Here is a 22,985-nt window from a genome sequence, read left to right as displayed (position 1 = left end):
GCCCTATTTCACGACTTTGAATGCGTGGTTCTGTGACCAAGGTTTGATCGATTGTTCCGCGGCGATTGCGTCTGGTCCAAAAACCGAAGTGATCAGTTCGCGCTGCTCGTCCATGGCCATATAGGCCACGTTCTTGTCGCCACCAATGTGAACATCTGCAATGTAACAGGCCGCATGAATTGGCGTTTTTCTTCTCAGCCAGTCTTTGAACACGAGAATACCGCCCGGCATCAACAGCTTTTTTGCGGCTTCCAGGATGTCCGTGCGGATTGGACCCGGGACGTGGTGCATAACATCGTTGATTACAACTAGGTCGAACTGCCCGGCGCATTCTTCGGCAAGGTCCTGAGCGTCAATCTGACGAAATTCTGCACGGTCTCCGTCAAACATACGTCCTAAATGCGGGATAATATCGATGCCCAGATAGGAAGCATGAGGGAAATCCCGGCGTAAACGCTCTGCCAAGGCTCCTTCGCCGCACCCGATTTCACAGATAGCTGTTGGATCTGCCCAACCCTGAATACAGTCCGTCAGGTTCTCCAAGTCAATGAAAACACGGCGGTATAGCTCCGAGACTTGCCTCTCATAGGGGCCAAAAGCACGCCGTACACTTGCTCCAATTGAACCCATTTCATGTTCCTCGTTTCAGTCCCAATTTCAGTCGGGGCACCAGTCTGTTCAAAAGCTGGGTGGTCATGAGAAAATCGCGCCATTCGAGCGGTCCAAGTAAGAAAAACGAACGAAGGGCGGAACCAACACCATGCAGGCTGCGATGATGCAAGCTTGCCAAACAAACGTTGAGCGCGTTGGCCGCTTCTGCGCGCTTGCGAGCACGTGTCGCCAACCGTTCCGGGAGATGCGCCAGATGACGGTCGAGAGGTATCTCCAATTGGCGTTTGAATGATTGCAAGTCTTGCGATCCAGTCATGGTCAGGGATTCTGAATGAATCCGAAACGCCGAAGCATGTTCGGGGTCCCAGGCCAGACCGTTCTGCGCGAGGCTCAGCCATAGATCCCAATCTGCCGTGTACCAAAGTTCCTCATCAAGGCCGCCCTTGCGCAGAGCAGCGTCGCGCCGGAACATGACCGCAGGTAGCGCCAAGGTGTTTTGCACAATAAGGTGCGAAAGCGCTTCTTCGGAAGTTAGGATACACCTCGCGTCACCAAAAGGCGGGCACATCTTTCCCACAATTTTCCCTTGGGTGTCGACGAGACCGGCACCATGCACCCAGATGTCGACGTCTTGAAAAAAAGTACTTATCTCTTTCAGAAGTGCTGCACGCTTCGGCAACCAAATATCGTCCTGGTGCAGCATTGTGACGAGCGGCGCGCGTGCCTCATGCAGGCCGATATTTGAATTCTCTGTCCACGAACTGCCACCGGGATTGTCGATGATCCGGATCGGAAGGCGGTTCTGCGCCGCCCGAAGAATCTCGCGGCTGCCATCGGTTGAACCTTGATCCACGGCGACAATCTCAAGCCCGTCGCATTGTCCAGCAATGGATGACAGGGCGGTATGTAGCGTCGCTCTACCGTTAAAGATAGGCATGATCACTGATAGCCACGGCCGCGTCACGGAGCACTCCGCTTTTGCAGTTGGAGACCGGAGAGCAAGAGCGGCACAACCAAAAAAAATCCCAGGGTCGAGACGACCCGTAAGGCCAAGGCGGCTTCGACCGCTTGATCGAACGGCACGCCTTCGCGTACGAGCACGCCCGCCCAGGTCACTTCCACTACCCCCAATCCACCTGGAAAGACGGGCAGCGACATAAGAAACAACACCAAGGGATAGGCAATCAGAAGCGGTAGGACGTCAACGCCCGCGATGACGCTTAGCAGCAAGACATTCAACGCGGCAAGGACGGCATATCCAAGAAGGCTCAGCGCGGTGACCGATATCAAGATGCGGTCCGGCAGCTGTGCTGTTCTTTCGAAGCCTGTCCGCAAGCGGGCGGCGGCTTGAGACAAAAGTGACGTCCCCTGATCCGCGATACTCGCCAGCAGCTTCGACGCCAACTGAATGCCAACTCTAACGAAGACAACCATGGAGGCCAATATGAGCATCGCGGCTATGGCATCAATCACCCAGCCAGCCGTTGGCACCAGAAACAAAAAACTCAAAACTGCCGCGCTAACGAGAACGAGAAGCTGAAATGTTTGCTCCAATGCTGATGTGCCCAAAGACCGCAATACCGGGATATCAAATCGCGATGCAAACCAGGCGCGAATGACTGGGGTGCAAAGTTGGATCGGCAGAATTTGCCCAACAATGGCGGCCGATGTTGTCGCCGCCGTCGCATGCTGCAGAGAAATGGTTTCGCCCTGATGGGAAACGGCCTTAAGCAACACTCTCCAGCGCACCGCCGCCATGATGACGATTGTGGCTTGGAGAAAGGCGATGACACCATAGGCCCAAATGGGAATGCGGGCACACAAAGATACAAAACTAGCGAAAGACGCGCCGCTACCCAAAAAAAGGACAATCATCCCAAGAATCGCGCCAACCGTGATGGACAACGCCATCCAGACCCGGCTCCGCTTCGTGTCAGCCCGTTCTACAATGTTTACCCCCTTTATCATGTGACCCGCCCGCGTTGATCAAACATCGATAGCAAATAGATGCCGGGAGCGGTTGCCAGAAACTACCGATAGCAGGAAACCGGCAAAGAACACCTGTGCGCCGACCACGCACATCGTTCCGGCTGCGATCATCGACCGCATGGCGCTGAGGCCCGCATAGTCCGACGCGATCCACCCGAACGTGATGGTGCTGATCCAGGTCAAGCCGCCCACGATCAGACCCAAGCCAGCCAAGAGCCAGTATTCCAGGCGCGACGCGTTGAGAAAAACCAGAGCGCGTTTGCTGGGGCGCCGAATAAGCTCTTTGTAATTGTAAAGCTTTGCAAAAAGACCCATCACTATCGTCTGCACTGAGATGATAATTGCAGCACTGGCCATGACAGCCCAGTGGCTGCCAAAGAAAAACCCACCGATCTGCACTAGCTCTTCACCGCCTACAACAATCAGAGCGGTCATTATGACAAGCCCTAGCAGGCCGAGTACGATGCCCGGTCCCATGAAAAGCCAGCTCGGGCTCAACAACAACATGTAGATGAGGTGCCGCATCCCATCGCGCCAAGGATTCAGATGCGGTGGACGGCCGCGTTCATCGGGGGACAGGGTGACCGGCACTTCTGCAATCTTGTAATCCAGCAGGACCGATTTCAGAAGCATTTCGGAGGCAAACTCCATTCCTGACGAGGACAGGTTGAGACGCTCTAACGCGGGCGCGGTCAAAGCACGTAAGCCACAATGGGCATCGCCAATATCGGTTTTGAAAAGAACACGTAGAATACCTGAAAGCGCTGGATTGCCGATGTACCGGTTCTTCCAAGGCATTGCGCCGGATTTTATACCACCGCGAAATCGGTTGCCCATGCACAGATCGGCACCTTTCAACAATTCCTCAATCATCGGAACCGCTTCGACGAAATCATAAGAGCAATCACTATCGCCCATCACCAGGTATTGCGATTTCGCTGCGCCAAACCCGGTGATCAAGGCCGCACCATAGCCGCGTTCTGTCACATGCACGACCCGCGCACCGGCACGATTGGCGATGTCTTGACTGCCATCATCGCTGCCATTGTCAGCAACGATCACCTCCCCGGAAAGACCAAATTTTTCTTTGATCCCTGTCAGAGCTTCTTGCGCGCGCAGAATGCACTTCTCCAGGGTTGCGGCCTCGTTGAGACACGGCAAGACAAAGGCAACAGAAATGGTTTCGCTCTTCATGAGCCCCTCGTTCGCCACAAAGCTAAGTTTCGAAACAGTTCGTTTCCGATACAGCGGGTTTTTGTGTCGAGATTAGGGCGCGCATCGTACTGTTTTAAGAATTGAACGCTGAGGATTTGTGATTGCTTCAGACACCCTTTGTATAAAAGACATGCGTTACGCTTCATTGTTGGCTCCGCCAGTACATAATAGATATAGCAGTGACCACCGACGGTTCATCCAAATTCGCAAGCGAATCTGATCTCTGCTCCTAAAAACCCCGCGCGGCTTCCTCAAGGGAAGTAGAAACCGCTGGCATTGTCCACTCTGCCTCAAAAACGGTGGACCTGCGAAGTCGCGGCAAGAGATCAAAGAAATAGGCTGTGGCGACACCTCAGCAAAGAATTAGTACGCGAGTCCTATGGGGCTTTGCATGTCGCCGTCACCACGCCCCGTCCAATTGGTGGCTGCTAGTAGTCGCCTTAGGCGGTGGATACCGTAGCAGATAAATGCGACTGCTTTAGACTAATCGACAAAGTGCACCGAAGCAGTCATTCGATCACTTCGGCAAGACGACCGCTTTGTCCGCATGGCAGACATTCATCGCAGATACAGCGAAGGTCCACTTTGAGCCCAAAGTGGTCATTGAGAACCGGCACATTTTTTAAATGATCTCAAAAAAACCTTTGTGAAACGTAGGTATTTGAAACCGCAGCTCACATTCACCTGGAAGGCTTGAGAGCAGAAAAAAGGGACACCGGTGAAAGCGGATTGGCAGCTCAACACTGCAATCAATATATTTCAATATTTTTATCTGATTATGTGAATCCTTGACGATCTGGTAGTCAATTGCCTGTGCTGTTTGCAAAAGCAGCCCGACTACTCGACTCATGATTTTTGAGGAATGGAAAATGCCTACTTTAAAAAACCGCCTTGCAATCGTCGTCTCAAGCCTCGCGTTCATTTTTGTTTTTGCGAGTACTGCGACCGCAAAATTTACTGCTGAAGATGCTGCGAAACTAGACACGGAAGCGGAAGCCACATTAGCTCAATTCAAGGCCGATACAAAAGGCGCTGACGAAGTACTGGCGAGCGCTAAGGGCGTTTTGGTGTGTCCAAACATCACGAAAGCTGGCCTTGGCTTTGGCGCCGAAGGAGGTCGATGCGTGCTGGTATCTGGCGCTGATGAAAAGCTTTATTACAACACCTTCGGCGTCAAAGGTGGTTTCATCGCAGGAATTCAATCCCATTCGATGATCTTGGCATTGAACACAAACGAAGCGCTGGCAAAGTTCACCAGCAATGACCGCGAGTGGGAATTGGGCGTGGATGCATCGGTGGCCGTGGCCAAAATTGGTGCTGGCGGTGATTTGGACACCACCAACCTTAAAAGCGATATCGTATCCTTCATTTTTGGTCAGAAGGGTTTAATGGCTGATGTGAGTTGGAAGGGGTCGCGTTTCAAAAAACTGGAAATCGAATAGTGGGTTGTTTTCCAAAAATGAAGTTTCGCGGAAGTATTCTTAACTGGATGTTCCGCGAAGCATCTTCGGTGAAAGTGGGTCCGAGAAGTTCCGCTTCGAGCCCGTAGCGGCCATTGCTCAACCTCGGGCTAACTTACGCTCGTCGGCAAGGAGGCAGAGGCCATTGTATGACCTCTGCCTCATCACTTCATCTATTGAAGAACTTAGCAACTGAGCCTCCCCAACTGAACTGGTCCACCGTTATGCTTAGGAAACGGAGGACCACGAATGGCAAACAAGCGACCGAAGCCCGAAGAGATTGTCTCGAAGTTACGGCAGGTTGAAGTTCTGATGGGGCAAGGCATGTCCCGTCTTGATGCGATCAGGCAGATTGGCGTTGTTGAACAAACCTATTATCGCTGGCGCAAAACGTTTACTTGGCTGTATCCGCAACTGCAATCTTAGCCACTCTGATCATCAAGCGTAACTTCCTGACCAAAGTATGCGTGCGTCTAAACCGACTATTTAACAGAAATCTCTAAAGTAAGCCGCGATTAAGGTTGGGCTCGATACCAGTCTTGCGGACCAATCTGTCGTTCAACCGCCGACTAGTGCCAGCGGTTGAAGATTTGTACGCAGTGCCTAAGCGGTAAGCTGTGCGGCGGCCGACTTTCGTGGGTAGGGATCTCCTTGTTTATAAGATCCCGCCGCGGTGAACAGAACATCGGTAGATGAGTTCAAACCGGTCTCGGCAGAGTCTTGCAACACGCCGATAATGAAGCCGATGCTCACCACTTGCATGGCCGTTGCATTGTCGATGCCAAACAAGCTGGCGGCCATTGGGATCAGCAACAGTGATCCTCCTGCTACGCCCGAAGCCCCGGTGGCAGCAATCGAGGCAATGATGCTCAGGAACACTGCCGAGACGAAATCAACCTGAATACCCATTGTATGGACGGTTGCCAGCGTCATGACAGTAATGGTTATCGCAGCGCCAGCCATGTTGATTGTCGCTCCGATTGGAATGGTGACCGAGTAAGTCTCTTCATCCAAATCCATACGTCGGCAAAGTTCCATGTTCACAGGAATATTGGCCGCCGAACTGCGCATGAAGAAAGCGGTAATCCCGGACTCTTTAAGGCATGTGAAAACCAGCGGATATGGGTTTTTGCGGATGCGCAGGAACACGATCAGTGGGTTCACAACCAGCGCCATGAAAATCATGCAGCCAAGCAGCAACGCCAGAAGTTGGCCATAACTTGCAAGTGTTTCAATGCCGGTCTCGGCAATCGTCGAAGCCACGATACCAAAGATGCCGATTGGAGCCACTCGGATTATCGCTGCGACGATCTTGGTAATCGCGCCGTCCAGGTCCGACATCAAGGTCTTGGTCGAGTCGCTGGCGTGACGGAAAACAAGCCCCAGGCCAACGGCCCAGGCGAGAATGCCGATATAGTTAGCGGTTGCCAGAGCATTCACCGGATTGTCCACGATTTTCAGCAGGATATTTTTGACCACCTCAGCTAAACCGTCCGGAGCATCCAAAAGCTCGGGCGTACCTGTCAAATGCAGAGTAACCGGAAACATGTAGCTGGCTGCAACCGCAACCAGTGCAGCAGCGAAGGTTCCGACTATATACAAAAGCACCACGGGGCCCATACGCGCCTCGCTGCCTTTTTTGTGGTTTGTGATCGCAGCGCAAACCAGGATCAGCACCAGAACTGGTGCAACATCTTTCAATGCATCGACGAAGAAGTCGCCAAGCAGGCCGACCGCTGACCCGGCAGTAGGCCAAAGGGTTGCAAGCAGAACACCGGCGGCAAGACCGATGGTGATTTGAGTAACCAGGCTACCACGCAGAAGAAAATTCATGGGGACCATCCTGTTTGAATAGGGACCTCACGGGCGAAACTCACGCCCGCGCTGGCACGGTTGAAGTTCAAGGGCTGGTGGCTATTTGGAGGTCATAGCGCAGAATTAAACGCCTCTAGGCGGCCTAGGTCTTTGTTGCGCTTCTCTGAAGCAGTTGTTTTTGCGATTAAAACTGAATGATTTGCTGATGCATTACAAAGGCTTACATTACGTCAAGTTGCTCACACAATTCACTCAAATATAAATGTTTATTAATGAATTTCCCAAATTGCTTGTACTCCAAATCGGCTTCTGCCTTGCCCTTACGGTCAAATGGCGGGCCTGTAACTGGATTGGCAATGATGGTGTGATTAAGTCTCTTTTGGAACCGCGCAAACCCTTCGTTGACTGCCATAAGTCTTAGCAAAGAAAGCGCGCCGAAAACGTCCGCTTTGGGCTCGAAGCGGTCATCTGACTGTTTCTGTCGGATGTCCGTTTGCCAGCGCGAAGCGGACGATAGTGCATAAGTGCAACAGTCTCGACACATGTCACGCGACTAAGAAGAACCTGGGCAAGAATGTGAATTGCGCCTATGCGGTACTGCAGAGCAGAGACTGCAAACATCGTTGGTATCCTGCTCCCGCAACCAGCGTCAGATAATACAGAATAGCCCGTTTAGACAACAATTGACCCACTGGATCAATTGCTTAACGTCCTCACCTCGTCAGGCTCATAACCCGCAACGTCGAAGACACAAATCATCCCGCAACCACCATGATCGAACAAGCCGCCGCAGGCCGGCTTTGTTCATTCTGGGCTAGGCCAATCATCGCCGCCAGTGCACCTTCCAACTCGATCTGAACGCCTTCCTGTTCATGCTGAACTGACACCCGCTCGATCAAGCCGCGGATGAGTTCCAAAGCCCCTGTGCGGATCGCCGGATCAGCTTGCGCCTGCGCAAGATCGTCTACCTTGGTGTGATAGAGTTCGGACAAGTTCAGGTGTAAGCTGTCGGTCCCAAGACGCCGGACGACGTCATAACCGTAGCTGTTGCCGCCGCCGGAACGCCCAACTTCGATCCGCCCACGAAGACCACGCCAGGTTTTGTCGGCCAGATATTTGAGGAACAGTCGGTTCATGGTGCCATTAAGCCCTACGTGTAATTCGCTGATCTCGCCTTCGGCCAGTGTCACGATGCCAACACCTGCAAAGCTCAGCCATTTGAAGATCGCAGTGATATCCGCCTGAACTCGGCTCAACCGGTCCATGGATGCGTCGAATGTTATCGATGACATCCTGAGTAGTGTCGTTGCGGCCTCAAACTTCCCGAGGAGCCGGGGAAGAAGGTCTGCGTCTTCTGGAGTCGATGTGAAATAAGTCGAAAGCGAGCCTAACGCCTTCCGGAGTTTTTGGGGGCCAACGGAACCCCTTTTGGCTTTCCGCAAAAGTTGCTTGAGGTGCCTTTGACCTCGTTCAATCGCTTGCGAGCGTCGGACCTCAGTCAGATTGATTGCGATGTCGTCGTCGTTATTGGGGCAGTTCCCAAGAAGCATTGAGAGTTCGCGTACGAGCTTAGTTGGCAAGTCAAACTGTTCAGCCAAGCGTCCATGACATCGAGCATTTGGTCCCATCCATGTGCGGATAAATGGAATAGTCACCTTCAGTACCTGCGACGTCGCGATTGCCCTTCAGATCCCTGTCCGCGTTAGCGCTCATGCTATTCTCCGTTTGGCACACTCTATGGTCGGGCGACACGTCCGAAAGCCGATGTTTTTGTAGTCAACACTGTTTGCTGGAAAAACGTACCGGGTGACACGAAGTGACTCCTCGAAACGTCGCACTCAAACAATAGAACCTAAACCGTTCAATTTGTGTGCCGGCTAGTGCTTGATGGTCCTTTGGGTTTTTAACGCTTTTGCGTTACGGGACTGCGACTCGCAAAGTAGCGGAAATTTACGCGTGCTGAACGAACGGTTGCTTTGGCCGCCAGAACAGGCGTTGCTCCTATTTGCAGAGAACGCCAGCGATGAGCCCAATATGTCAGATTCTGCGCGGCGTATGAATGACCGCTTCGCGCATCACATCGCTTTTGCGATCGCTCGACCAACATCGGGCTTCTAACGGGATAAGGCTACGCCATCCACAGTGATCCTGTGCATGAGGCGCCGGAATCCGTGATAATCGTTAATCGCCTTGTGCCAGGTGGCGCGATTGTCCCACATGGTGATGTCGCCTTCCTGCCAACGGACACGGGCCTGAAATTCGGGCTGTCTGCAATGCTCATAGATCATATTGAGGACGGCCGCGGATTCGTCGATCGTCAGGCCTTCAATGTGTGTGGTGAAGACAGGGTTTACGAACAATCCACGGCGCCCGCTGAGCGGATGTGTGATGACGACAGGATGGCGCGCATCTTGCGTTGCCGCCTCGGCATTAGCCAATCTTCCGCTTTTGGCCGCTTCGCTATCCAACGTGGTCTCGCCAAAGACGTGCCGGGACGAGTGCATGGCCGTCAACCCATCAAGAAACCGGCGCATGGAATCTGACAGCGCCTCATAGGCCGCGCCCATCGAAACGAAAAGCGTATCACCGCCGTAGGGGGGCATTTCGATGGCATGCAGGATTGATCCCATCGCCGGGACCTGGTCGTAGGAATGATCGGTGTGCCAGCCTTCGCCCACCGCTTCTTTCTGGTCCTTTTCCTTCAGGACCGTTGCAATTTCAGGGTGCCCGTCGACAGGTTTGAAAAAGCGGTTCACGTTGATCGGACCGAAGCGGCGCGCGAAGTCGAGGTGGTCTTCCGGGGCAATGTTTTGCCCTCTGAGAACAATGACGGAATATTTGGCGAAGGCTGCCTGGATTTCTGCAAACTGTGCACCGTCTCTTACGTCGGCTCTGAAAACTTCTGCCCCCAAGCTGCCTGTCAAAGGTCTGATGTCCATCGGTTCTCTCCCTGTTTTCTAGCGAGAAGAGTAGGACATTGCTTAAGATCGGAAAAACTGAATTAATCTGGCTCAAAGGATGATTTTACTGATGGTTCGGTTTTCACTACGTCAACTTGCCTTTTTGTCGGAAATCGCCCGTTGCGGTGGTATCGCGCCTGCGGCGCGAAAACTGAACGTCTCCGCTCCGGCGATCTCCTCGGCGCTTGATAAACTCGAAGAGGTCACTGGCTTGACCCTGTTTGATCGTTTTCCCGCACGGGGTATGCGGCTGACCAGTGCAGGTGTGGAGTTCCTTGCCGATGCAGAAGCTTTGCTAACGCGGGCGAAGGCCCTGGAGCGACGTGCCGCCGAAATGGCCAAGGGGGAAACCGGAACGATCCGAATCGGAACACACTACGCCATTGCCCAACGGATCGTGTTGCCCGCGGTTCTGACGTTCCGCAACCACTATGCCCGTGTACGTATCGAAGTCGTGGAGGATGATTTTCCAAGCCTCGTTGCTGCACTTGATGCTGGAGAGGTCGATGCGCTTGTTGTTTTTAATCAGGGCTTTGATAATACGCGCTTCGATGTCGAAATCCTGAAGGCGTTGCCGCCCTTGGTTTTGCTGCCCGCATCGCACCCTTTGGCAAAGGCAGACAGCGTGAAGCTCGAGGCCCTGTCCGACATTCCCTACATTTCCGTATCGCGCGCTGGTCCCGGCCCCAGCTATATTGACTTGTTACGGGCTGCTGGTCTTGATCCGGAGGTGCCGCTGACCTCGCAATCGCGCGAAATGGTTCAAGCATATGTGGGAAAGGGATTGGGCTTTACTCTTGTTGGCTTCCCGCCTGGCCGGAATCTGACGATTGAAGGCGATGCTGTCGTCACGCGTCCGCTCGCACAAGAGATTGGCCAGTTCGAGGTCACCATTGCTCTGGCAAGGGCCGTGCAACAAACGGATCCGGTAACAGCATTTCTGGATATGTGCCGGGCCCAGATTTGAACAACTGTGTCACGCCCTTTTCTGAAAGTGGACCTTTGCGCATTTAAAAGAAAGGCGGATTTGTCCGCCTTGAGGCCTTTCCAATTCGTCTGAATACGTTCATTCAAGCTACGCACACTCGAACTTCAGCACGGCCACCCCTCATGCCTATTCCCACTCCCCAAGCCGTCGTCTTCGATATGGACGGCCTGTTGCTCGACACCGAGCGGGTATACTTCGAAGGCTTCCGTACCACGCTTGACGCACTCGGATTGCCGCAAGACGACGACCTGTTCCGGCGGCTAGTCGGCACGAACCGTGCACTGGGACGCCGACTTTTAACCGAAGGGCTAGCGGGACGCGTCAATCTGGAAGAATTTGACGCCGTCTGGGACAGCGAAATCACGCAACGGCTGGCGGATTGCATCCCTGTCAAACCGGGTGCGCGCGCGATGGCAGAACACCTGCGCGAGCGGGATATACCTTACATCATCGCCACCAGCACCCAGACGGAAAAGGCCCATCTGCATCTCGAGCGAGCGGGTCTCGGCGCACTTTTTCGCAACGTAGTAGGCGGCGATCAGGTCGCTGCCAGCAAGCCCGCGCCAGATATCTACCTACATGCCACCGCACGTCTGGGTCACGACCCGTCAAACTGCGTTGCGTTCGAGGATTCGCCCAACGGCGTCCGCGCGGCCCACGCGGCGGGCCTCATAACGGTGCAGGTCCCCGATATCGTCGCCCCCGACGCCGAACTGCGTGCGCTCGGGCATCACATCGCCAGCAACATCATCGTCGGCGCCCACGCGGTTGGTCTGATGGTAGTTCCGGAATAAAAGCTTAACTTCGCACAAATGCAGGAAAAGCGCAGATTGTCCGCGAAGCGGTCACTCGCGATATTCAGGCGAACGTCAGCTTCGAGCCAAACTTACCGATGTTGGGCTTAACACGAATGTCGCCGTACTTTCGCAAGGCTTCCAATTCGAGGTCCAACCTCAGTTGCTTATCGCCATTTCGATTGCAGGATTCAAAGGGTGTGACATGAAACGACGCCTCATTGCTTTCCTACCGAGAACATAATTTAGCATTCCAGCCTTTGTAAGCCCTCTCCAAAAAACAATTACGTGCCGTTCATGTTGAGATTGGCAACGTCCGCTTTTTCCGCTTCCTGTGAATTCGCCAACCAAACCTCGAAGGTCTGCAATCGACCCGAATGCTGCGCTGGTTACAAAGGTCTGCAACGGGCTCACTGCCACCCGATGCCGGTGCAGCGCGATCGAGGGTGACGGCAGTTTGAAACCCGCCGTAGGATTTGCGGGCTATACTTCTGATACTTGTCTGTGTTTGTCGATGCGCCGACATTCCCGCTTCGTCAGTCAGCTTTCGGGCAGCGCGCCGCGAAAGATGAAGGGGAGCCCAAAGTAACGGATGCTGCAACATACATGAATGCCGGATTTTGGTCACACAGTAGCCAAACACAAAAATTGGTTTTCAGATCATAAGGTCTATAGTGATCTATTATGTTCTGTCCCTGCTTCATCTATTCAAAAGGAAAGGGGGTTTGCCTTCACACCATCCAACATCCTCAACACTTCTGCCTTCCATCCCGCTTTGGTCTGTAATGCCAATTGGGACGGTGGTCGGTGGTTTGGTTCGAGGATGGCATACTCATATCTGAGCGGTTTCGTGAAGGGTAAGAAAACCACTTTGCCATTCGAGAAGTTAAGCTCACGCTCAGTCGCAACTGTCAACGGATCAACGATGCTGCAACACTGTCCTGAACTCACAAAGGGGATTAATGGCAGAAAGTACTGGCAAGTTACCGTTGGGTTGTATTCAGCGGCAACATTTTCAAACTCCTGCCGGATTTTTCGTTGAAACGGGTGTGAAGGATGCAGGCCGCCCATTGGCATTCTATCCAGCTCCGATAAGGTCAAGCTTTGGCGCGATGAAAGCGGATGATCGCGATCAATAGCACAGAAGCAATCAGCCCGGATAAGTTCAGCGGAATACTGGGGCTCTTTGCCGGCTGAATGCTCGAAGTCAGCAAAGCCGAAGTCGATATTTTGCGTCCCCGCAAGCTCCATAATCTGCGGTGAACTGCGTGTCGAGAGCGTGATGCGAATATCGGGGTTTTCACCAACTGATTGGCTTATGAAACGTGGGAACAAAAAGGCAGATGGACCCGGCATCGTTGCAATATTCAAGCTTCCGGCATGCCCTTTGATGAGTCCTTCCATCGTGCTGGAGATTGTCGCCAGGCGGTCCAAAATACCCGTAGTTTCGGCCAAGAGATAGTGCGCCTCGGGGACTGGCACTAAACGTCTTCCCTTACGTTCGAATAGCGTCAGGCCCAATGTCTTTTCAAGGTTTTTCAATGCCAAGCTAATCGCAGGCTGCGTGCGATTCAGTTTCTTGGCAGTTTGAGAGATGGAGCCGGTCTCCATCACCTCACGAAATACGGTTAGCTGAGTTAGGTTCATATTTTTAAATATAAACAAAACTTTAGTTTAGTGAAGTATAACAAATTTGTATTTATGCAGTTTGTCTCTACGCTTGCGGGATCGAAGTTTGGGAAAACCAAAACCGAAATTCCAACAAGGGAGATGATAATGAAATTTGTGAAATGCTTGACTGGTCTTGCATTGGCGGGCGCGCTGGCAGCACCCGCGCTGGCGCAGGACCCAACGTTCTTCCGTATTGGCACTGGTGGCGCTGGCGGAACCTATTTCCCCATCGGTGGCACCATTGCAAATGGAATCTCCGCCCCTCCGGGATCGCGCCCGTGTGAAGAAGGCGGCCAGTGCGGTGTCCCGGGCCTGATCGCGATCGCGCAATCCACCACCGCTTCGGTCTTCAACAATGCCGCTGTGCAGAATGGAGAACTTGAGGCCGGGCTGGCTGCAGCCGACGTCACCCGTTCGATGTATCTGGGTGAAGGTAAGTTCGAAGGCAAACCCCATCCCAAACTGCGCATCGTAGCCAATCTGTTCCCAGAAGACCTGCATCTGGTGCTTCCGGCCGGCTCGACGATTAACGATCTGAGTGACCTGGAAGGCAAGCGTGTTGGTATTGCTCAGGCTGGTTCTGGCACGCAGGTAGCCGTTTTGCAGATGCTGGATGCTTGGGGTGTCAACCGTGACAACATGGATGAGGCCGAGTTGAACAACAGTCAGAGTGCCGAACGTCTGGCCGATGGTCAGCTTGACGCCTATTTCTATGCCGCAGGCTGGCCGGTTGCTGCGATGGTGCAGCTATCTTCGACCAAAGGTATGAACCTGCACTCTTTCTCCGACGAAGATCTGGGCAAGATCAACGAGATCATTCCAGCCTATATCCCTTCTTCCATTCCAGGTGGCGTTTATGAAGGCATCGACGGCGAAACCAAGACCCCTGCGGTCAGCGCGATGCTGGTTGTGTCGTCGGACCTGTCTGACGACCTGGTCTATGAGCTGACCAAGGCGATGTGGAACGACAACACCCGCAAGCTGCTGGATAACGGTCATGCCAAGGGCAAGCAGATCACCCCTGATACCGCTCTGGATGGTGTCGAAGCACTGGGCGTTCCGCTGCATCCGGGTGCTGAGAAGTTCTACAAAGAAGCCGGGCTTCTTCAGTAACCTGATCTCATCTCAACTCATCGTCCGGTGCCCCTATTTGGGGCACCGCACACTCTAAATGCGCGAAATCAGGGGGCCATCATGTCCACGACTAAGAATCTTGATGACCACGAACTCACAGCCGAAGAATTAGCGGCTATCGAAGAACAGTTCGACGAGGGTGCTGCCGTCCGGCAGGTTACGCCGACAACTGGCAAGGTCCTGCGCGTTGTGGCCCTGATCTTTGCATTCTATGAATTCTTCACGGCCGGTTTTGGCCTGCCGGCCGATCACTGGCACATGGGGATCTATCTGGCACTGCTGTTCATTCTGGTCTACGCGACCATTCCGATTATCGGCGCCAAAAGCCTCTATGCTCTTAAGGTCAGCCGGTTCCGGATCGGCAACATCCCTCTTTACGATCTGGTCTTCATGGCCCTTGGGATCATCGCGGCGCTGTACGTGGGCGTCGCCTGGCGTGGCATTACGTTTCTTGGGATTGAGGAACAGACCTTCCGAATGGGTAACCCCAACAGTTATGACGTGATTTTGGGTGTGATCATCATCCTGCTGGTGCTGGACATCGCACGCCGCACGCTTGGTTGGGTTCTGCCGCTGATCATCTGCGTATTTATCTCATACGCTTTGCTTGGGCCGTATTTCCCCGGATTGTTGCAGCATCCTGGCGTGAACTTCAAAACCTTCGTTTCGTCGATGTACTTTCCGCAGGAGGGCATCTACGGCGTCACGTTGTGGGTCGTCTCGACAATCGTTTTCCACTTTGTGCTGTTTGGCGTGATCGCGCAACGCACTGGGTTGGGGCAACTTTTCATCGATAACGCCACCATTTTGGCGGGCCGCTATACTGGCGGTCCGGCAAAAGTGTCGGTGGTATCCTCGGCCTTCTTCGGCACGATCTCGGGTTCTTCGGTGGCCAACACCGTATCAACCGGCGCGCTGACAATTCCCAACATGAAGCGCCTTGGATACCCCGGCCATTTTGCGGGTGGGGTCGAGGCTGCTTCCTCGGCGGGTGGTCAGATCACCCCGCCGATCATGGGTGCCGCTGCCTTTATCATGGCAGAGTTTCTTGAGGTTCCCTACACCACCATCGTTATTGCTGCGATTTTCCCAGCACTCCTGCACTATGTTGGCGTCTTTGCTGTTGTGCACCTGATGGCACGCAAGCTGAATCTCAAAGGTCTGACCAAAGAGCAACTGCCGCAGCTCAAAGCCGTCTGGGCCGAAGGCTGGGCCAACATAGTTCCCCTGATCGGCCTGCTAGTAGTTCTGTTCACGGGTTACACGCCCTTCATGTCGGCCTTCTGCGGCATATCACTTGCTGTAATCGCGGGAATGTCGCGCTTGAGGCAACCTCCGACACTGATCTACGCGGCAGCGTTCCTCAGCTTTGTACTGTGGAAGTTCTCAGACGGCGGCTTTGACCTGACCATGACAACAATCCTGTGCGGATTGACGGTGGTCGCAACATTGAACCCTCAGAAACGCATCGAAGTGCCCGAGATGCTGCAGGCGGTAGAATTGGGTGTGAAATACTCGCTAGCCGTGGGTGCCGCCGCTGCTGCGGTTGGTATCGTGGTAGGCGTGATCAACACCACTGGCATCGGGTTCCGTATCGGATTCATGGTTACGCAGGGCGCAGGCAACCTGGCATCGGATCTGTACAACATGATCTCGTTCGGCAGCTTCCAGTTCTTTGCGATGGAAGACTTACAATTGTTCATCTCATTGGTGTTCATCGCCGTCGTCTGTATCCTGATGGGCGCGGGCATTCCGACCACCGCGCTGTATATCATGCTGGTGTCAGTGGCGCAGCCTGCGCTGGCGCAACTGGGTGTTCCACCCATCGCCAGCCACCTTTTCGTGCTCTACTATGGTGTGGTGTCCGAGATTACACCACCGGTCTGTACTTCAGCCTATGCCGCGGCTGCCATTGCGAACTCGAACCCGTTCCGAACTGGTCTTTCTGCCTTCACCCTTGGATTGGGCAAAGTGATTGCGCCCATGGCCTTTGTCTATGCGCCGGTCCTGCTGTTCGTGTCGTCAACCGGGTTCAACCTATGGGAATTCACCTATACCGCGACCAGTTGCATCGCCGGGGTTATTGCCCTGTCGGCGGCTGTGGTTGGGTATTGGTTGAGTCCGCTGAATATCGCATCGCGTATTCTGTTGGCCATCGCTGGGATCATCTTTGTCGCGCCTAGTCTGACGGCAGATCTGATCGCGCTGGCTGTGGCCTCGCCGGTCATCGTCACCCAACTAATCGCCCGCAATCGCAGTCACTCACCGGCCTGAATCGATGACAGAACAAGTGACTATCATCGGCGCAGGGATCGTCGGTATTTGTTGCGCTTTGTCGCTACAGGAGCGCGGCATTCCGGTTCGGCTGATTGACCGCGGTCAACCAGGGCAGGAAACCTCTTTCGGGAATGCAGGTGTAGTGTCGCCGTGGTCAATCATTCCGCAAGCGATGCCGGGCATATGGAAATCACTGCCCCAGATGCTACTGGACCCCAAAAGCGCGCTTTCGGTCAGAACCAGTTACTGGCCAAAAATGATCCCCTGGGGCCTGCGGTTTTTGGGAAACTCCGGCGAAAGGTCGGTGCGTGAAATCTCGGACGCGATGGAGCTTTTGTGCCGCCCTTCTATCGACCTGTATCGTCGTCATCTTCAAGGCACCGGGCACGAAAACCTGATCACTGACAGCTACTATATTCACGCTTTTCGCCACCGGAAGCAGGCTGATCTGAATGGGCTTGGATATCTGATCCGCCAGGAAAAAGGAGGCGATCTGGAGCTTGTCGATGGTGCCGAGTTGCGCGGCCTGGAACCTGCACTGTCAGAGGAATTCAAAGCCGCGATCGTGATCAAAGGTCAGGCACGCGTAACCTCACCAGGACGTGTGGGGGCGGTACTGGCTGAAAAAGCGCGCTCGCAAGGCGCCGAAATAGTACAAACCGAAGTCACCAAACTGACACCGGCTGAAGATGGTGGTTGGCAGATTACAACCTCGCAGGGCACGTTGCGTGTCGCCAGCATCATCCTCGCGGCCGGTGTGTGGTCCGCCGACCTGCTGAAACCACTGGGGATGCCTGTGCCGCTTGTGGCCGAGCGGGGTTACCACGTCGAATTCCCTAAGCCCTCGGCCCAATTGAACAATTCTGTCATGGATGTAGACGCAAAGGTGGTCGCAAGTTCAATGCAGGACGGTCTGAGAGTCGCTGGCACGGCTGAATTTGGTAGCGTCGACGCGCCCGCTGATCCTCGCAAGAAAAAAATCCTGACCGAACAAGCCAAGGCCATGGTGCCAGGCCTCAATACAGGCGAGGCACAATTTTGGATGGGTCGACGCCCGTCCTTTCCGGACAGTTTGCCGGCGATCGGACCAGTTAACGGGCGGGAAGGGCTCTATACCGCGTTCGGGCATTCTCACTATGGGCTGATGATGGCCCCAAAGACCGGCGAGCTTGTGGCCGATCTGGTTTCCGGTTGCAGCCCAAACATCGATCTGGCCCCGTTTTCTCTGGCCCGGTTTTAATGTTTCAAATCAGAAGGATCCGATGACTATGCCAATCTACAACGGTGGTCAGAACATTTGCGGGGCGTCAATTGGTGTTCTGTGCCTTGAAAGCTATTTTCCAAAACCACCGGGCCATATCAAGAACCCTTCCAGCCTGCCATTTCCGGTTCTGTATGAGATGATCGACGGTGTGACGGTACCAACCTTGCTGAACAACCCTTCGCCCGAGTTACTGGCACCGTTCATCGAAGGCGCCAAGCGGCTTGAGGCTGAAGGCGTGCGCGCCATAACTGGCAGTTGCGGCTTTCTAGCCTTGTTTCAAAAAGAATTGGCTGCTGCGGTTTCAGTGCCTGTCTTTGCCTCCAGCCTAATCCAGGTGCCGCTGGCCTTTCACATGACCGGTGCCAACGCGCCAGTGGGCGTGCTAACCGCGGATGCATCCGCATTGACGCCCCGGCATTTCGAAGGTGTCGGTGCATCAGGTGTTCCTGTGGCCGTGAAGGGATTGGAAGATAGCACAGAATTCGCCGAAGTGATCTTGCGGAACACGCGGACCCGGATGGACACGGACCTGATCGAGACCGAGGTCATGGATGCGGCCCGTACTCTGGTTCTTGAAGCTCCGGACATTCGGTCGTTGGTTTTGGAATGCACGGATCTGCCGCCTTACGCATCGCGGCTTCAGGAAGAACTACAGCTTCCTGTCTTTGACCTGACCACATTGGCGCAAATGGCGCACGCTGTGACGACCCGGGTGCCATACTTGGGACTGATGCCGTGGCAGCGCTGACCGTGCCAAAACAGTCAATGAAAGAGAAATAGAATGGACCCTGGCCGGGAACTCAGGATATCTGAGGCCTTGCGACATTGCTTTGGTCCATAGGAGTGTTGAGTGTCCGTTGACCTGTCCATCCTGATGATTGCCATCTGCCTTGGCGCAATGCTGCAAGTCGGAGTTGGTATCGGGTTCAGCATCATCGCGGGACCGCCCATGATGATTTTGCTTGGCACGTCGACAGCGGTTCCCGTTTTGCTTTTGCTGAACACGTTTGTATCAGTGGTAGCGACCGACCGGCATGTTCTGAAAAACAACCGTCAACTAATCCGCTCCGCGGTCATTGGATGCTGTGTCGGAGTTGCCGCCGGCCTTGTTGTGTATCCTTTTTTGAGCGAAGCCTTTGTTCTTGCCCTGACGGCGTGTCTATTGCTGATCGGGTTGATTACGACCTTGCTCCCCTTGCGGGGATCCATTGGCAACGCTGGGTTTTCAGTCGTTACAGGACTGTCTGGGCTTGCGACTGTTTGGGCGGCGACACCGGGCCCTCTTATGGTGTTCGGTTTGATAGCTAAAGGCCGTTCCGCCAAAGAAGTAGCGAAACTGGTTCAACCGATAGCGTTGGTGGCATACGGCATAGCTTTTTTGTTGCACAATTTGTCCGAAGCCCAAGCAATCTCATATGAACCGCAGTTAATAGGGTTCGTTGCGATCACTCTGATCGGCAGCATAATTGGTCGTGCAGCAGGCCCTTATTTGCCACAGCCGATCGTCATCGCAGTGATCCGCGTGGTATCCTTGATTGCCTGCTGCGTTCTGTTCCATCGGGCTTTTTCAATGGCTTAACCTTAAAGGTCACAAGATGACACGAAACAACAATCTGCACAGGTTTCCACGTGCCACACTTATGTCGGGTCCAACCCCTTTGGAGCGTTTGGACAACTTGTCGGCAGAACTGGATATCGACCTTTGGCTGAAACGTGATGATCTGAATGGGCTTAGTTTTGGTGGCAACAAAACACGGCAGCTAGAATTCTATCTCGGAGATGCGCGTCAGCAGGGTGCTGATACCATACTGATCACCGGCGCCGTTCAATCCAATTTCGTTCGGTCTGCGGCCGCTGCCGCAGCCAAACTGGGCATGCAATCCGTGCTTCAGTTGGAAGAGCGTGTCCCTGACATGGGGGCGGAGTACTATTCGTCCGGGAATGTGCTGCTGGCACAAATCCTTGGTGCCGAGCATATGGGTTACCCTGAAGGTGAAGACGAAGCGGGAGCCGACGCAGCGCTGCATGCGCGCGCAGTTGAATTGAAAGCCAAAGGTCACAAACCGTACGTTATTCATCTGGGGCTGGGCCATCCGCCCTTGGGTGCCCTGGGCTACGTCGTGGCCGGACAGGAATTGTATCAGCAGATGCCGGACTTCGACGCGGTCGTCGTCCCCTCGGGTAGCGGTGCCACACATGGCGGACTGCTGACCGGTCTGGCGTTAGAAGAAAGCACTGCCTCGGTGTTTGGGATTTGCGTGCGCAGAGATCGTGAAAAGCAGCAGGCCCGAATGAAGGTCGTTTTGCAGAAGCTTGCGGACTTGCTGGATATCGACGCAGGACTTCTACAGGACAAGATCGATGTTTTCGACGAAGCCTTGCCGCCGGGTTATGGCAAAGTGAATGCAATAACGCGCGCTGCATTAGAAAAGATGGCCCGGACGGAAGGGGTTTTCCTTGACCCTGTTTATTCTGCGAAAACGTTCGCTGGTTTGCTGAACCTGGTCGAAAGTGGGAAGATCAAGTCAGGTGAGAAAGTCGTTCTACTGCACACGGGTGGGTTGCCCGCACTTTTTGGTTATCAAAAAGAGCTAGTAGGCAACCCGGCTTGAGCTGTTCAAAGCACAAATCCGGATCAGAACCCTACTTGGCTGTACTTTTGGTACTCAAACGATTTTTTTAGCCCGTTCCGGCTCGATTTGCGAACACGCAAGGTCAGCTTTGGTTCGCGAGCTGCAACTGAGTTCTACGCTGGGAACGGCAGGATTGTCCGCTCCCCGATTGTTGGCCCGAGCCGCAGCGAAGAGGCGGTTTGGAATTAGCCGAATTTTACACCGATGAATGACCGCAATCGGGAAATTCTCTGCGACACAACATATAGCGTGCCGCTCCCGCGAGGAGTTTCTGCGTTAGCAAAAGCGGCGTGAGCAAAAGGCGGCTGTGTCCGCATCTCGGAAATCACCTTGCTTGGATTCTATGGTCCGCTTTGGGCTGTCTGCGGCCCTCCGGCGCAAGCGGGCCAATGGCGAAAAAATCCGCAAGACATCTTCAGCGCTTTTCAACGCGGGGTCAGCCATCCGTCCCAATGCGGTCATTAATTCAAACAGCCAGGGCATGCGTAAAGTTGGCCTGTTAAATTATTAGTTCCGCCGACGTTTGGGAAAGGCCAAATCCTGCTCCCGCAACCAGTGCTGTCAAACAAGCCACAGGGCGGCTTTCGTGGTTCGGGGGTCTTCTCAACACAAGCAATCCCCGCCAGTTCGCCGAAGAGCTCTATGGCTAGATGCAACGCTTACGGTCGTTCGACGCAGTCGGACCTATATCGCTCCAAGAGTTGAGATGCAGAAATTCGGGGGCTCCTGATCGCTCCTCAATTTTTCGAAATGCAACCGTTAAGGCTGCGCCTTCGTTTGACATAACCAATCTTATTGTCACGATTTCGAATTACAATTTCAAAAGAACAGGATCTTTAGCAGTGCTTCGAGTGGATCTGCCTTCCCTACTACTACATCACGTGAAGGCGATGGGAAAAAGCGGTTCCCGTAAGACCAACAATCAGCCCAAACGCGTCGTTTTTTTGGTAAGTTTGACGACACAGCGAAGATACCGTGATCTGAGTCTGATGTGACGACGGAGGAGATTTAGAACTTTTTCAACAACTCTGCCGTCGGCCATGCATCCGCAGGCAGCCCCAGCCTGGCTTGTTCCGCCTGAACAGCTGCGCGCGTTCCCGCACCAAGGATGCCGTCGATCTTGCCCACGTTATGCCCACGCGCTTGTAACTTTGTCTGCAACTGCTTCATCTGCGCGCCCGACAGGCCTTGTGGCGGGGAACCTGCGTCATAGATTTGGCCGCCCTCCAACCGCGTACCGAAATAGGCGGCGGTCAGGACATAAACAAAGCTCTGGTTCCATTCGAAATAGACGTCAAAGTTTGGGTAGGCCAAAAATGCAGGGCCGTTGCGACCCTGTGGCAGGATCAGCGACGCGGGCAGATTGGCCAGAGATCCGCTGCGCGCTTGAACGCCCATCGCCTGCCACTCAGATACGGACCGCGACTTGCCGGGGCCAGACAAGGACCAGTCCATCTGGGCGGGAACAGTTACCTCCTGCAGCCAGGGTTCACCCGGACGCCAGCCCAGATGAGACAGCATCTTGCCGCCCGACATCAGCGCATCCGGGGCTGAGGTTTTTAGCGAGACCTTGCCGTCGCCATCCCCGTCCACGCCATTTTCCAGAATGTCGCGGGGCAACATCTGTACCATACCGATCTCACCTGCCCAGGCACCAGTTGTGCGGTTGGGGTCAAAATCCCCTTGGCTGTAGAGCTCGATGGCTGCAAAAACCTGTGGTCGGAACAGCTCGGGACGGCGGCAGTCATGCGCCAGAGTGACCAGAGCGTTGCGGGTGTTGAAGTCACCTTGTACCGCGCCATAGTCGGTCTCGAACGCCCAGAATGCCAGCAGTACACCGCGCGACACGCCATATTCCCGCTCAATCCGGTCAAACACCGCATCGTATTTGCGAGACATGGATTTGCCGCGATCTATCCGGTTCTGCGAGATCAGGCGGCGGGAAAAATCGATGAACGGTATTTGGAATACGCCTTGCGCCCGATCCGCCTTTAGAACCGCGCTGTCCTGCTGAACACCTTTGAAAAAGCTGTTCACTGTGGATTTGTCGAACCCTTGCTGAACGGCCTCGGCCTTCAGACCCTTCACGAAGGAAGTGAACCCGCCGCCGCATTGGGCCAGGGCGGGAGGGGCAAACAGGGTGGCGGCAATGATGCCGGAGAGAAAACGCATT

The 22,985-nt window shown here is 54.2% G+C and carries 18 protein-coding genes and 2 pseudogenes; 10 read left to right on the top strand and 10 right to left on the bottom strand.

The annotated features are described in order from the left end of the window. Nucleotides 1–3 precede the first annotated feature (3 nt). The 4 genes from AC2FIB_RS19600 to AC2FIB_RS19585 form a co-directional block, all read right to left on the bottom strand. Nucleotides 4–630 (bottom strand): class I SAM-dependent methyltransferase, encoded by a 627-nt coding sequence (locus AC2FIB_RS19600; protein WP_496737118.1) that lies wholly within the window; start codon nucleotides 628–630, stop codon nucleotides 4–6. Between the two features lies 1 nt (nucleotide 631). Next, nucleotides 632–1,576, bottom strand: a complete 945-nt coding sequence (locus AC2FIB_RS19595) for a glycosyltransferase family 2 protein (protein WP_496737120.1) — start codon at nucleotides 1,574–1,576, stop codon at nucleotides 632–634. After that, on the bottom strand, nucleotides 1,573–2,523 hold the full coding sequence (locus AC2FIB_RS19590; protein ID WP_496737122.1) for a flippase-like domain-containing protein: 951 nt from the start codon (nucleotides 2,521–2,523) through the stop codon (nucleotides 1,573–1,575). Before AC2FIB_RS19590 ends, AC2FIB_RS19595 begins: the two co-directional genes overlap by 4 nt. Nucleotides 2,524–2,598: 75 nt before the next feature. Beyond that, complete coding sequence (locus AC2FIB_RS19585) at nucleotides 2,599–3,795, bottom strand: glycosyltransferase family 2 protein (protein ID WP_496737124.1); 1,197 nt, start codon at nucleotides 3,793–3,795, stop codon at nucleotides 2,599–2,601. 890 nt (nucleotides 3,796–4,685) lie between these two features. On the opposite strand from AC2FIB_RS19585, the gene AC2FIB_RS19580 reads away from it, so the two are divergent. Further along, complete coding sequence (locus AC2FIB_RS19580) at nucleotides 4,686–5,258, top strand: lipid-binding SYLF domain-containing protein (RefSeq protein WP_160116601.1); 573 nt, start codon at nucleotides 4,686–4,688, stop codon at nucleotides 5,256–5,258. Between the two features lie 267 nt (nucleotides 5,259–5,525). Beyond that, nucleotides 5,526–5,672 (top strand): annotated as a pseudogene (locus AC2FIB_RS19575) (IS3 family transposase); the annotation flags it as partial. A gap of 207 nt (nucleotides 5,673–5,879) precedes the next feature. Here AC2FIB_RS19575 and sstT read toward each other — a convergent pair. From sstT to AC2FIB_RS19555, 4 genes and pseudogenes are all read right to left on the bottom strand, one after another. Then, nucleotides 5,880–7,109: a serine/threonine transporter SstT gene (gene sstT, locus AC2FIB_RS19570; protein ID WP_496842637.1), complete on the bottom strand. Its 1,230-nt coding sequence runs from the start codon at nucleotides 7,107–7,109 to the stop codon at nucleotides 5,880–5,882. 989 nt (nucleotides 7,110–8,098) lie between these two features. Beyond that, a pseudogene (locus AC2FIB_RS19565) lies at nucleotides 8,099–8,359 on the bottom strand (recombinase family protein); the annotation flags it as partial. Nucleotides 8,360–8,681: 322 nt separating this feature from the next. Further along, the gene (locus tag AC2FIB_RS19560; RefSeq protein ID WP_496842636.1) at nucleotides 8,682–8,804 is read right to left on the bottom strand and encodes a hypothetical protein; all 123 of its coding nucleotides are present in this window, start codon (nucleotides 8,802–8,804) and stop codon (nucleotides 8,682–8,684) included. 401 nt (nucleotides 8,805–9,205) lie between these two features. Then, a complete protein-coding gene (locus AC2FIB_RS19555) occupies nucleotides 9,206–10,030 on the bottom strand; it encodes a TauD/TfdA dioxygenase family protein (protein WP_496737128.1) in 825 nt (274 codons plus the stop codon). Nucleotides 10,031–10,121: 91 nt separating this feature from the next. Here AC2FIB_RS19555 and AC2FIB_RS19550 point away from each other — a divergent pair, with 91 nt between their 5' ends. Both AC2FIB_RS19550 and AC2FIB_RS19545 read left to right on the top strand, forming a co-directional pair. Next, on the top strand, nucleotides 10,122–11,018 hold the full coding sequence (locus AC2FIB_RS19550) for a LysR family transcriptional regulator (protein WP_496737130.1): 897 nt from the start codon (nucleotides 10,122–10,124) through the stop codon (nucleotides 11,016–11,018). Between the two features lie 143 nt (nucleotides 11,019–11,161). Next, the gene (locus tag AC2FIB_RS19545; protein ID WP_496737131.1) at nucleotides 11,162–11,833 is read left to right on the top strand and encodes an HAD family hydrolase; all 672 of its coding nucleotides are present in this window, start codon (nucleotides 11,162–11,164) and stop codon (nucleotides 11,831–11,833) included. Between the two features lie 708 nt (nucleotides 11,834–12,541). Here the strand turns inward: AC2FIB_RS19545 and AC2FIB_RS19540 are convergent. Continuing rightward, on the bottom strand, nucleotides 12,542–13,480 hold the full coding sequence (locus tag AC2FIB_RS19540; protein ID WP_496737133.1) for a LysR family transcriptional regulator: 939 nt from the start codon (nucleotides 13,478–13,480) through the stop codon (nucleotides 12,542–12,544). Between the two features lie 129 nt (nucleotides 13,481–13,609). On the opposite strand from AC2FIB_RS19540, the gene AC2FIB_RS19535 reads away from it, so the two are divergent. The 6 genes from AC2FIB_RS19535 (at nucleotide 13,610) to AC2FIB_RS19510 (ending at nucleotide 20,791) form a co-directional block, all read left to right on the top strand. Continuing rightward, nucleotides 13,610–14,617: a TAXI family TRAP transporter solute-binding subunit gene (locus AC2FIB_RS19535; protein ID WP_496842635.1), complete on the top strand. Its 1,008-nt coding sequence runs from the start codon at nucleotides 13,610–13,612 to the stop codon at nucleotides 14,615–14,617. A gap of 81 nt (nucleotides 14,618–14,698) precedes the next feature. Further along, nucleotides 14,699–16,912 (top strand): TRAP transporter permease, encoded by a 2,214-nt coding sequence (locus tag AC2FIB_RS19530; protein WP_496737136.1) that lies wholly within the window; start codon nucleotides 14,699–14,701, stop codon nucleotides 16,910–16,912. Between the two features lie 4 nt (nucleotides 16,913–16,916). Then, complete coding sequence (locus tag AC2FIB_RS19525; RefSeq protein WP_496737138.1) at nucleotides 16,917–18,155, top strand: NAD(P)/FAD-dependent oxidoreductase; 1,239 nt, start codon at nucleotides 16,917–16,919, stop codon at nucleotides 18,153–18,155. A 22-nt stretch (nucleotides 18,156–18,177) separates the two neighbouring features. Further along, nucleotides 18,178–18,927 carry an aspartate/glutamate racemase family protein gene (locus AC2FIB_RS19520; RefSeq protein WP_496737140.1) on the top strand — a complete coding sequence of 250 codons (750 nt, stop codon included), beginning with the start codon at nucleotides 18,178–18,180 and terminating at the stop codon, nucleotides 18,925–18,927. Between the two features lie 102 nt (nucleotides 18,928–19,029). Next, complete coding sequence (locus tag AC2FIB_RS19515; protein WP_496737142.1) at nucleotides 19,030–19,758, top strand: TSUP family transporter; 729 nt, start codon at nucleotides 19,030–19,032, stop codon at nucleotides 19,756–19,758. A 16-nt stretch (nucleotides 19,759–19,774) separates the two neighbouring features. Further along, nucleotides 19,775–20,791 carry a D-cysteine desulfhydrase family protein gene (locus AC2FIB_RS19510; protein ID WP_496737144.1) on the top strand — a complete coding sequence of 339 codons (1,017 nt, stop codon included), beginning with the start codon at nucleotides 19,775–19,777 and terminating at the stop codon, nucleotides 20,789–20,791. 1,029 nt (nucleotides 20,792–21,820) lie between these two features. Here AC2FIB_RS19510 and AC2FIB_RS19505 read toward each other — a convergent pair. Beyond that, nucleotides 21,821–22,984, bottom strand: coding sequence for a lytic murein transglycosylase (locus AC2FIB_RS19505; protein WP_496737146.1), 1,164 nt, complete (start codon nucleotides 22,982–22,984; stop codon nucleotides 21,821–21,823). Nucleotide 22,985 lies beyond the last annotated feature (1 nt).

It is taken from the genome of Ruegeria sp. YTSA072 (assembly GCF_059610285.1).
Note: the sequence above shows the minus strand (reverse complement) of the source record. Positions and strands in the feature narration are given on the sequence as shown.